Below are 12,135 nucleotides of genomic sequence, written 5' to 3' on the forward strand. Positions count from 1 at the left end.
CGGCTCCTCAAGGGGTTCACAGTTCGCGCCGGAAGATGTACGAGCGGGCCGTCGCCTGCTTATCCCATCCCGGTCGATGGGCTAGATCGGTTTTCTTCACGTTCGCCAGCACGGTGTTGTAGGCGAAAGCCCCAGCCGGGCTGGGTTCGTCAAGCGTAAGGAAATCAGGATTACCAGCGCGGTCGATGCCATTTTCGTCTAAATCCAGCCAGGCCCCCTCGTGCAGGACCAGCACACCCGGCATACAGCGTTCGGTTACGTAGGTGGGGACGACGACTTTGCCTCGATCATTCCAGACCTCTACGGTGTCACCCGTCTGGATGCCGAGCCGTTTGGCATCGGAGGCGTTGATCGTCACTTCCTGTTCGTAAGTCTCTCGTAGCCAAGCGCAGTTATTGAAGATGGAGTGGGTGCGCCAGCGGGGATGCGGTGAAACCAGATGGAATGGGTATTGCTTCGTTTTCTCACTGCCCGCATATTCCCAAGGCTCGATCCATTTTGGAATCGCCGGAATCGGATAACCGTATTGGGTCCGCGTCCAATCCTTGATCTGTGCCAGTTGGGTAGAAAAAATTTCGATTCGGCCAGAAGGGGTCTGAAACGGTAGTCCTTGCTCAATTTGGGCGCGAAACGCTACATGCGGCTTGTCCAGCTTGAACTTGTACACACCGCGTTGCTTGAACTCATCCCAGCTCATCATCACGCCCTGGTGATGCATCACCTTCTCTTCCCACCAGGTACGCAAATAGGCATCATCGACCGCATCGTTGTACTGGAAATACTCGCGGTTGGCGCGCGGGTTATAGCCTGGGCCAAAGCCGAGCCGATACGCCAGTTCGGTGAAAATCTGGAAATCGGTCTTACTCTCGCCCATCGGTTCAATGACTTTGGGCCGATGGATATAGTAATGCCCTTTGTACCAAGGTAGGGCGACATCGTGGCGTTCGAAGTGAGTGGCGACCGGCAACAGCACATCGGCGTAGAGGCCCGACGGGGTGATGGTGCTATCCATGCACACCACCAGATCAAGCTTCTTGATCGCCTGGATTTCCTTGTTGATATTGGTGAGCTGGTTGAACCAGTCCGAACCTTGCCAGAAGATGCCGCGAATGTTGGGAATCACGCCGTCAAGATGATCCTGGCGTGGCCAGAGGCCGATTTCTTCGCGTTTGACGTTGGGATAATTGAGCACGCAATGTGCCCAACGGTCGGATTTGATGGAAGCGAACCAGACGTTGGCGTATTGATCGTAGGGGTAGGCGACCGCTTCGGAATGCCAGGCTTTGCCGACGCCTTCCGCGCAACCGCCCAACACGCCGATATTACCAGTCATCGCCTGTACTGCCGCTGCCATGCGGTTGTACTGCTCGCCGTAGGCGTTGCGGCCCGGCGCCCAGGACGCTTTCAGCGCCGCCGGTTTGGTGCGGGCGTACATATCAGCCAGCTTCTTGATGTCCTCGGCCTTAACCCCACAGATTTGGGCCGCCCATTCTGGGGTCTTGGGCTGATTATCGTACTTACCGAGGATGTAGTCCTTGAAATTTTCCTGATCCTTGGCCCAGTCCGGCATCGTGCCGGCGTCCATTCCTAGACAGAATTTATCGATGAACGCTTGATCGTGGAGGTTGTTGGTGAAGATGTAATGGGCCATTCCCGCCAGCATCGCTGCGTCGGTATCGGGATGGATCGGAATCCACCAGGCGTCATAAGTCGCAGCGGAATCCGTGTATTGCGGATCGATCAGCACGAACTTGCAACCACGCTGCTTGGCCAGCCGCATGTAGTAAAACGTATTGCCGCCGTGGAAGGTGTAGGCCGGGTTCCAGCCCCACATGATGATCAGCTTGGAATGGGCAAAAGCGTCGTCTTCGTTACCGTCCTCAATGGTGCCGAAAGTCATCCGCGAACTGAAGGTGGTGCCTTGATAGGATGGCACCGACCAGGAATTGGTGCGACAACCGAACATGCCCAGGAATCGCGCCAGTAGCCCTTCAATCTGGTCAGACTTGTGCAGCACCCCGTAAGAAGCGCCGGCATAGCCTTGATCAAGCAGGGCGGTTGGCCCGTATTGCTGTTTGATCGCAACCATCTTCTCGGCGACCAAGGTCAGCGCGTCGTCCCACGACGCGCGCTTGAAGCGGCCTTCGCCCCGCTCACCAACACGGATCATCGGATAGAGCAGCCGTTCTGCGGAATAAAGCCGCTGCCGGTAGGAACGGCCGCGCAAGCAGGCGCGTAATTGCGGCTCTTCAAAAGTGTCTTTACCAAATGCGCCATCCGCTTGATAGCGACCATCGTCAGTAGACAGTCGGACAATCACATCACCCTTTTTATGCGCTACCAACATGTGGCGCGAGCCGCAGTTGTGAGCGCAACTGGTGACGACGGTTTGCAATTGATCGTCACGCGGGTAGGGTTCGTAAGCGAACGCCTTGGCTTCGCGGGCGGTTTTCAGTTCGATCAGGCCGGTGCTACCCAGTGCGGCGCCAGCGGCGGTAGCCTTGAGGAAGGAACGCCGCGACAAATTAAGACGGCCGCGCAAAAGGTCGAGGGGTGAATTTGCAGTCATATTGGCATCATCCCGGCTTTTCATTGGGGGGCGCCCGATGCTTGGCTTGGCGTCTTCATGTATTGTAAAAACCGTGCTTCTGATTCTGTCGGACGGCCCTTGGCCCATTCCGGCGTTTCGAGAGTCATGCCCGGCCAGGGGTGACGCGGGTAAGGATAATTAATCCGGTACCACTGACGCCCGCCATGGCAGCCGTAGCAGAAGTCACCGCTCTCCTTGCCCGCTACTTCGATGGCTTCCGGTTTCAGGAAATTGACTTTATGGCGGTTGGTGCGAAACGCAGCGTGGCACGCGAGACAGTTGTTGCCAAATAATTCGCCCGATTTCGACCAGTGATCCGGTAGGCCCGTCATTACCTTGTAATTAAAATTACCGTGACACATCAGGCAGGTATTTGGATCAACCTTTTTACGTAAGGTGAAGGTAGCACCCGTTTGAACCGGAGGGATGGGCGCTGCTTCGCGGGGATCACTGCCCTGATGGCAGGTGCTGCACTTCATGTCCATTAAGCGGGTTGCCAGCGGCCCGACCAAGTGTCGGCGATGCATGGTGTCCTGGTCACCTTGATAGGTATCAAGCGTTTGATACCAAGCGAGGACATCGGTCGTTTTAACACCGGCTGGTGATTGTTCCAGCGGTTTGTCTTTAAGAATTTCCTGATGGCAGCTCAAGCATTGTTCGTTAGTGGCGTTGGCTATTTGTGGTTGGAAATGGATGGGATGCCACTGGGCCTTCTGATAATCGGGATTCTCGGCTTGTACGGTGTTGATCGAGATCAGCGACAGCGCCATGAGCAAGCCTGCCCATCCCCGCAGGGATTTCGGCTGCAACCTCCACATAAACCTGACCTCACTTGGCAATCTTGATTTAAAAGATGATTGACCGACTGTTCTAGTTTGAGGTGAGGGGCGCTTATCCTTAAGCACCCCATTCACCGAAATCTTTACAGCAACTGCCTTGTTTCTTGGCGCTGTAACCTTGTTATTTCTTCACTTCTTCCTTTTTGGGTTCCTTAGCTTCTTCTTTCTTCCCTTCCATACCCTGCATACCACTCATACCTGACATGCCGGACATGCCGCCCATGCCGCCCATGCCGCCCATGCCGCCCATGCCGGACATTCCCGACATACCGCCCATTCCTGACATGCCACCCATGCCGCCCATGCCAGACATACCACCCATTCCTGACATACCGCCCATACCACCCATTCCTGACATACCGCCCATGCCGGACATGCCGCTCATTCCGCCCATGCCGGACATGCCGCTCATTCCGCCCATGCCACCCATACCGGACATGCCGCCCATTACAACTGGGTTATACGTCCATTGAACGCATACCGCACCTTGGCCACCCATGCCGGACATCCCCGACATACCACCCATTCCGCCCATGCCGCCCATTCCGCTCATGCCACCCATACCGGACATGCCGCCCATTCCGCTCATGCCACCCATACCGGACATGCCGCCCATTCCGCTCATGCCACCCATGCCGGACATAGGTTGAGACCATTGTGTACATACCCATCCAGCATTACTACCACCACCCATACCGGACATGCCGGACATACCGCCCATGCTACCCATACCGGACATGCCGGACATACCGCCCATGCCGGACATACCGCCCATGCCGGACATACCGCCCATGCCGGACATACCGCCCATGCCGGACATACCGCCCATGCCGGACATACCGCCCATGCCGCCCATGCCGGACATACCGCCCATGCCGGACATACCGCCCATGCCCGCAGCAAAGCTTGGGGCAGTGACCAGTGTGCCAAGGAATAGACCGACGGCTACAGACATCTTCGACATTTTAATTTTCATGAAAATTCTCTCTAAATTTTAGTTGTTTACTTAGTAGAAGCCAAAATTTCCGCCCATTCCCGACATACCACCCATGCCGGACATGCCGCCCATTCCCGACATACCACCCATGCCGGACATACCACCCATTCCCGACATGCCGCCCATACCACCCATACCACCCATTCCCGACATGCCGCTCATACCGGACGGTATCCAAACCCAATTACCACTCATTCCCGACATGCCACCCATACCAGACATTCCTGACATGCCACCCATACCGCCCATGCCAGACATTCCTGACATGCCACCCATGCCGGACATACCCGACATGCCCCTCATCCCACTCATAAAGTAAGCAGGATAGGTCCATTGCGCACACACCCAGCTTGGGCTAGCAGCAGGCTGAACCCACATCGTGCATACCCAGTTTGAGCCGCCAGTACCACCCATGCCGGACATTCCCGACATACCACCCATACCGCCCATGCCACTCATGCCGGACATTCCCGACATGCCGCCCATGCCGGACATTCCCGACATGCTGCCCATGCCGGACATTCCCGACATGCTGCCCATGCCGGACATTCCCGACATGCCGCCCATGCCGGACATTCCCGACATGCCGCCCATGCCGGACATTCCCGACATGCCGCCCATACCGTCCATACCGGACATGCCGCCCATACCGGACATATCGGCCGTTGCAAGAGGGCTTGCGCCTAGAGTTCCAAGAAGCACACCAAAAAATAGCGGTAACTGTGAGACTCTACTGATCTTTTTCACGAAATTCCTCCAGATTATGGCTTCGGTTGACATGTCAAATACAGAGCAAACCTTGAGTAACGCTTGAATGGCTTTTAGCAAAGCTCACCATCCAGCAAATCAATGGTAGATTCTCTGTGTGCGACTGATACGATTTTTGAATGGGATTTTTGGACCTGCTTGATCTTAGTCAAAAAGGTCTAATTACTTGAACGGTGCCAGCCACGAATATCGTAACGCCCTGTCATTCCAGGTCGATTAAACGGTGTATACCAGTTACCTTGATCGTCCAGAAAACGAAGGCTATTGGGGTAAGGTTGGGTAACGCCAGTTAGCGCTTTTGCGTACCATGCTTGATCTTTGAATGCTTCCAAGATGATTGGAGTGTTTGCGGGTCGTTGATCAGGGTTTATCCCGGCGATAAATAAATTATCCGTGGCAGCAATGATAACGCTGGGAGATGACAGAGCTGCAATGGCTAACCCTAAGATAATCTTTGCTTTTCGCATCATGTTTGCGTTCTTTGGTGTTTGCCCTATGGTGCTAGCGATTATCTGGTACTAGCTGAGGTAAAAAAGCGCATTTAGTAAGTATTTAAGTATTAGCAAAACCTAAGCCATGCGCATTTTTATTTTTAACTATTTATTTTTAATGAATTTTTATTTCGAGCCCGTATGCTGAATGCTATATTTTTATGCCAAAATGACAGTAATTTCAGGTTAAAAATTAATAACTATTTGAAAATCATTTCAATAACTTCATGCCAAAATTGCATATTTGGCAAATGCACAAATGAAGAAGCCTTGATAAGCGATCTATCAAGGCTTCGATTGAAAATAAGTTTTGGTGGGCCCTGTAGGATTCGAACCTACAACCAAGGGATTATGAGTCCCCTGCTCTGACCATTGAGCTAAGGGCCCGGATTGAGGATGTTATCTTCTGGCTAGATTCCATGCCGGTTGGCATCGCTCCAAATCAGTGCTGCATCATGGCGATAGCTTATTCTAAATCCAGAAAGCTGCGCAGTTGCTCGGAGCGATTGGGGTGCCGGAGTTTACGCAATGCCTTAGCTTCAATTTGCCGGATACGCTCGCGGGTTACATCGAACTGTTTACCAACTTCTTCCAGGGTATGATCGGTCGACATATCAATGCCAAACCGCATCCGCAGCACCTTGGCCTCACGCGGGGTCAGCGTCGATAGAACCTCTCGGGTCGCCTCACGCAAACCTTCGACCGTCGCAGCTTCAACCGGCGATAATACACTGAGATCTTCAATAAAATCACCTAGATGAGAGTCTTCATCATCGCCGATGGGAGTCTCCATCGAAATAGGCTCCTTGGCGATTTTCAAGACCTTGCGTACCTTATCCTCCGGCATTTCCATCCGTTTCGCCAGTTCATCCGGTGTCGGTTCGCGACCCATTTCCTGCAACATCTGCCGCGAAATTCGGTTCAGCTTATTGATCGTTTCGATCATATGTACCGGGATACGAATGGTCCGAGCCTGATCAGCAATGGATCGGGTGATCGCTTGTCTGATCCACCAGGTGGCGTAAGTCGAGAATTTGTAACCGCGCCGGTATTCGAACTTATCGACTGCCTTCATTAACCCGATGTTGCCTTCCTGAATCAGGTCTAAAAATTGCAGACCTCGATTGGTGTACTTCTTGGCGATGGAGATCACTAGGCGCAGGTTGGCTTCCACCATCTCTTTCTTGGCGCGGCGTGCTTTAGCCTCGCCAATGGACATGTGGCGATTAATATCTTTGATTTCGTGGATCGATAAGCGGGCTTCCGCCTCAATGACTTGCAGTTGTTGCTGCGCCTGTAATATCTCCGCACGGTAGTCGGCTAGCAAGGCGGAATGCTTTTTACCGGCTCCAATCTGCTCATCCACCCATTCCAGTCGCGTTTCATTTTGTGGGAAGGAGGTGATGAACGCTTTGCGTGGCATCTGCGCTTTATTGACGCAAATCGCCATGATTTCTTTTTCCTGAGTACGAATACGCTCAGCGATTTCGTGCAGATTGGCAATCAGCAGATCCAGTGTTTTTGGCACTAGCCTGAACTGGAGAAAGCGCTCGCTGAGTTGCTGGCGCAGCTCTTGAGGATGGGCGTTTTGTAAGCCTAGCGCATCAATGGCCTCTAATGCTTGGGTACATAAACCCCGTAAATCGGCAAAACGTCGAGCCGTTTCTTCGGGGTCGGGACCGCTCTCGACAACAGCCTGCGCACCCTCTTCATCGTCGTCCTCAGGTACTACCACCTCATCTTCAACGACCACGGCATCCGGGTCATCGACGGCCAGCAATAAATCGACGTCCGGCAAGGGTGGGGCGGTTTCCTCTACATCTTTGAAGCCACTGATGACATCGGCAAGCCGAGTACCGTTTTCACTGATGGAATCGTAAATCTTCAGCAGGGTAGCGGAGGTGAGGGGATAGCTGGCCAAAGCTGAGAGAACTTGGGTCATCCCTTCTTCGATCCGCTTGGCGATCTGAATCTCACCTTCGCGCGTCAGCAACTCGACCGTACCCATCTCGCGCATATACATGCGCACCGGATCGGTGGTACGTCCGAATTCGCTATCGACTGCTGCCAGGGCTGCCGCCGCTTCCTCAGCGACCACATCGTCATCGGCACTGACCGGATTTTCATTGAGCAGCAGGGTTTCAGTATCGGGAACGAACTCGTGAACCTCGATACCCATATCATTGATCATCGAGATAATATCTTCGATCTGTTCAGGATCGACGATATCATCCGGCAGATGGTCATTCACCTCGGCATAAGTCAGGAAACCCTTTTCCTTGCCGCGGGCAATCAACTTCTTCAATTGCGATTGTTGCTGCTCGCTCATGACCTGTTCACATATTAGAAAGGTAAATAAAAATCCAAACCTTCGATGATATCACAGTATTTTTTATTTAAAAAAGTTGGTTCAATTAGACCTTTTCGCTTTTAGCAAGTTCCGTAAAATTTCCTCACGTTCCTCGGTGCTGAATGCTCGCGCTGTTCCCCGGCCCATGAGCAGGTCGGGCAACCGGTCGGGCAGATCGTCACGCCGCTTTAGAGTGGCAACGATGTCGCTAAATTCCTGTTCAAATTGGTATTCTTCATCCGGGATCTGCGGCTTCCAAGCGGCTAACCGCTCCAAGATCGCCCCTTCTGGAGTATCTCGATGGCGCTCCAGCAGGGCGGCAGCGGTCAGCTCTGGATTGGAGTGCAGCGCGCAAAGCAAGTTCGCCACGAGTTGCATTCCCGGTCGGTTGTCGTCTGGGAGTACGAGATCCTCGACGGTTGTTTGTTGTGCTAGCATCGGTCGATACAGTAACAGAGCGATCAGTCTGCGCACTGGCGTGCGTGCTAAACGCAAGCTGTGATCTTCGGTTAGATGGGCTGTCGGCGTTGGGGGCCGCAGCCGGGTGTTCACCAATTGTGCTTCCTTGCGCAGTCGTTCCTGCATGAGGTCGCGAAAGTGCCCTTCTGGGAGCTTTTCGAGCAATGGGCGGGCCAGTTCCGCCATACGGGCACGGCCGGCCAACGTATTTGGATCGCCCTGGCCCCGCAGTTCGTCAAACAAGTAGTCCGCCAAGGGGGTACTGTGTTGGATGCGGCGCGCAAATGCGGCTTGCCCTTCAGCTCGGACCAGGCTATCCGGGTCTTCACCGTCCGGGAGAAATAAAAAACCAGCCTGGCGGCCATCGCGCAAAAAAGGCAGCGCCACAGTTAACGCTCGCCACGCAGCAGCGCGTCCGGCCCGGTCGCCGTCGAAGCAAAATACCAGATCGTCAGCCGTGCGAAACAGGCGATCAATGTGCTCGGCGGTAGTGGCTGTGCCCAGGGTGGCGACGGCATACGAGATCTCATGTTGGGCCAAAGCGACCACATCCATATAGCCTTCCACCACTAGCAGCCGTGGCAATTGCCGGTTCTGAGTACGCGCCTCATAGAGGCCGTAGAGTTCCGATCCCTTATGAAAGAGAGAGGTTTCGGGAGAATTGAGATATTTCGGCGTGGTATCTCCGTCGAGCGCACGGCCACCAAAGCCGATGGCCCGGCCTCTACGGTCGCGGATTGGGAAAATGATACGGTCGCGGAAGCGATCCCGTGCCCGGCCTTGTTCGTCCATGCTGACGAGGCCGGCGGCGATAAGATCGGCGCTGTTCGCACCGGCCCCATTCAGTGCCTTGCCGAGATTTTCCCAGCCGGGAGGCGCGTATCCGATACCGAAGGTATTGGCAATCTGGCCGGTTAAGCCGCGTTGGCGCAAATAATCCACAGCCCGTTGTCGGAGTGGATGCTCGCGTAATTGTTGGCGGAAAAAATGGTCAGCTTGAGAGATCCATTCGAGCAAACGCTTAGTCGGTAGCGCCGACGCGCTATCGCTAGTGGTCGTTTCAGGCAGATCAAGTCCTGCTAAATGCGCCAATTCCTCGACGGCATCGAGAAATTCCAAGCGCTCGTAGGCCATCAAAAAACCAATAGCGTTGCCGTGAGATCCACAGCCGAAACAGTGATAGAACTGCTTGCGCGGGCTTACCGAGAACGAGGGGGTTTTCTCGGCGTGAAACGGACAGCAGGCCATAAATTCGTGGCCTGCACGCCGCAGGGGTACTCGGCTGTGGATAATCTCGACAATATCCACTCGCCCGAGCAATTGATCGAAGAACTCCTGGGGTATCCGGCCAGCCATAGGCCAAAGACTAGCGGAGAAATCCCCAACCGTCAGCGGTCGGGGCGCTCAAAGACCACAAAAAAGACGTGAATATCGCTAGCGAGAATCCGGGAGGAAGGCGAATCAACTATTAAAGCGTGCTTTAACGCGGGAGCTGACGGCCGCCATATCAGCCCGACCTTGCGCCTGATCTTTGATTAGGGCCATGACCTTACCCATGTCGCGTAGCGATTGAGCACCAGTGGCCGCGATAGCGTCAGCGATCAGGCTATCGATCTCGGCATCGCTCAGTGATGCCGGCATATACGTTTGGATCAGATCAATCTCAAAAGATTCTCGCGACGCCAGATCATCCCGTCCGGCATTTTGATACTGTGCGAGAGATTCGCGGCGCTGCTTGATCATTTTCTCCAGTACGCCAAGCACTTGAATTTCACTCAATTCAATGCGCTCGTCCACCTCACGCTGTTTGATGGCGGCTAAGATCAGGCGGATGGCGCCAAGACGTTCCTTATCCTTGGCGCGCATGGCGGTTTTCATGTCTTCATTAATCTGAGCTTTAAGGGACATGAGGTTGGCTCGGAACGGGAGAGTTGAAAAGAAGGCTCTGTTTGAATATACGTCAGTACATGCGGGTGCGGCGAGATACTTCCCTGGAAAGCTTTTTTAGATGACGTTTGACGGCGGCAGCACGCTTGCGTTTGCGTTCCTGGGTCGGTTTTTCGTAAAACTCGCGCCGACGGACCTCAGACAGGACCCCGGCTTTCTCGCAGGAACGCTTGAAGCGGCGCAGGGCCACGTCAAACGGCTCATTCTCTTTCACTTTCACGGAAGGCATTTAAAACGTCACCTCATTCATGTTTGATCGGTTAGTCGTTAGATATCAAATTATCGGTAAACGGCGAATTGTAATCGTGCGTATTGCCAAATGCAAAGATGAGGGGGGTCATGCTGATTTTAGGTCTCGAAACCTCGTGTGATGAAACAGGTGTGGCGCTTTACGAGAGCGAGCGCGGCCTGTTGGCTCATGCGCTGCATAGCCAGGTCGAACTCCACGCCGAATACGGCGGGGTAGTGCCGGAACTGGCCTCGCGTGATCACGTTCGCAAGATCTTGCCGCTGCTGCGCGAAGTGTGTCGGCAAGCAGCCGTCGCTCCAAGCCAAATCGACGGTGTGGCGTATACGCGAGGCCCCGGCTTGATTGGTGCATTGCTGGTTGGAGCGGCTATCGGGCGTAGTCTGGCTTGGGCGTGGCAAGTACCCGTGATCGGTGTTCATCATATGGAAGGCCATTTACTGGCACCGATGCTAGAGCCGAATCCACCGAAGTTCCCCTTCGTAGCGTTGCTGGTCTCCGGCGGCCATAGCCTATTGGTTGATGTGCAAGGTATCGGCCGCTACCGAATTTTGGGCGAATCAATCGACGATGCTGCCGGTGAGGCGTTTGATAAAACGGCCAAGCTGTTGGGATTGCCGTATCCGGGTGGCCCAGCCTTGGCCAAATTGGCGGAACAGGGCGATCCTCAGCGCTTTAGGTTCCCGCGACCAATGACCGACCGACCCGGCTGCGATTTTAGTTTCAGCGGCTTGAAAACCGCTGCTATCAATACTTGGCGAGCGTTGGAATCCAGCCCTGAAAATCGAGCGGATGTGGCACGCGCCTTTGAGGAGGCAGTGGTGGAGACATTAGCCATCAAATGTCGGCGAGCTTTGCACGCGACGGGCTTAAAACGCTTAGTGGTGGCGGGTGGGGTAGGGGCCAATCGGCGGTTAAGGGAACGGTTGTGGGAATTGGCCGCTGAATTGGGTGGGCAGGTTTATTATCCGCGCTTGGAGTTTTGTACCGATAACGGTGCCATGATCGCCTATGCGGGTTGGCGACGGCTGGCAGCTGGTCAAGGGGAAGATGCCGCGATTGAGGTCATGCCGCGTTGGCCCCTAGATAGTTTGCTGGCGGCCTGAAAACCTAATCCTACTAAGTGAATTTGGCTTATCGCACCCGCCAATTACGGCGGGTGAATTTACGGTACGTGTCCGGGTAAGCTGATGGGTCGTACTGTTTCAATCCGCACCTGCCAATTACGGCGGGTGAATTTGCTCGCGCCAATACCGGCTTGCCCGCAATGTATCGCTGTTTCAATCCGCACCTGCCAATTACGGCGGGTGAATTTGCTACGCCAAGACGCACTACGTCAAGCCGCTGAACGTTTCAATCCGCACCCGCCAATTACGGCGGGTGAATTTCAATGGGCGGCGCAGCCGGCACAAGGAGCGAGGTGTTTCAATCCGCACCCGCCAATTAC

The 12,135-nt window shown here is 54.3% G+C and carries 10 protein-coding genes and 1 tRNA gene; 1 reads left to right on the top strand and 10 read right to left on the bottom strand.

Annotation, left to right across the window (positions count from 1 at the left end):
• Positions 1-16: 16 nt before the first annotated feature.
• From BN873_RS14605 to rpsU, 10 genes are all read right to left on the bottom strand, one after another.
• Positions 17-2,593, bottom strand: coding sequence for a molybdopterin-dependent oxidoreductase (locus tag BN873_RS14605; protein WP_242434444.1), 2,577 nt, complete (start codon positions 2,591-2,593; stop codon positions 17-19).
• Positions 2,590-3,408, bottom strand: coding sequence for a hypothetical protein (locus BN873_RS14610; RefSeq protein ID WP_053085386.1), 819 nt, complete (start codon positions 3,406-3,408; stop codon positions 2,590-2,592). Before BN873_RS14610 ends, BN873_RS14605 begins: the two co-directional genes overlap by 4 nt.
• A gap of 142 nt (positions 3,409-3,550) precedes the next feature.
• Positions 3,551-4,393: a hypothetical protein gene (locus tag BN873_RS20655; protein WP_197613646.1), complete on the bottom strand. Its 843-nt coding sequence runs from the start codon at positions 4,391-4,393 to the stop codon at positions 3,551-3,553.
• Positions 4,394-4,435: 42 nt separating this feature from the next.
• Positions 4,436-5,173, bottom strand: coding sequence for a hypothetical protein (locus tag BN873_RS20660; RefSeq protein ID WP_197613647.1), 738 nt, complete (start codon positions 5,171-5,173; stop codon positions 4,436-4,438).
• 179 nt (positions 5,174-5,352) lie between these two features.
• Positions 5,353-5,664: a hypothetical protein gene (locus tag BN873_RS19655; RefSeq protein ID WP_082161317.1), complete on the bottom strand. Its 312-nt coding sequence runs from the start codon at positions 5,662-5,664 to the stop codon at positions 5,353-5,355.
• 332 nt (positions 5,665-5,996) lie between these two features.
• A tRNA-Ile gene (locus BN873_RS14625) sits at positions 5,997-6,072 on the bottom strand.
• A gap of 79 nt (positions 6,073-6,151) precedes the next feature.
• On the bottom strand, positions 6,152-8,014 hold the full coding sequence (gene rpoD, locus BN873_RS14630; protein ID WP_048675233.1) for an RNA polymerase sigma factor RpoD: 1,863 nt from the start codon (positions 8,012-8,014) through the stop codon (positions 6,152-6,154).
• 81 nt (positions 8,015-8,095) lie between these two features.
• Complete coding sequence (dnaG, locus tag BN873_RS14635) at positions 8,096-9,850, bottom strand: DNA primase (protein WP_053085390.1); 1,755 nt, start codon at positions 9,848-9,850, stop codon at positions 8,096-8,098.
• A 105-nt stretch (positions 9,851-9,955) separates the two neighbouring features.
• On the bottom strand, positions 9,956-10,402 hold the full coding sequence (locus BN873_RS14640) for a GatB/YqeY domain-containing protein (RefSeq protein ID WP_048675236.1): 447 nt from the start codon (positions 10,400-10,402) through the stop codon (positions 9,956-9,958).
• A 52-nt stretch (positions 10,403-10,454) separates the two neighbouring features.
• A complete protein-coding gene (gene rpsU, locus BN873_RS14645; protein WP_048675239.1) occupies positions 10,455-10,670 on the bottom strand; it encodes a 30S ribosomal protein S21 in 216 nt (71 codons plus the stop codon).
• Between the two features lie 110 nt (positions 10,671-10,780).
• Between rpsU and tsaD the strand changes: the two genes are divergently transcribed.
• Positions 10,781-11,794 carry a tRNA (adenosine(37)-N6)-threonylcarbamoyltransferase complex transferase subunit TsaD gene (gene tsaD / locus BN873_RS14650; protein ID WP_048675242.1) on the top strand — a complete coding sequence of 338 codons (1,014 nt, stop codon included), beginning with the start codon at positions 10,781-10,783 and terminating at the stop codon, positions 11,792-11,794.
• Positions 11,795-12,135: the final 341 nt, after the last annotated feature.

This window comes from Candidatus Competibacter denitrificans Run_A_D11, from assembly GCF_001051235.1.
Classification (GTDB): Bacteria; Pseudomonadota; Gammaproteobacteria; order Competibacterales; family Competibacteraceae; genus Competibacter_A; species Competibacter_A denitrificans.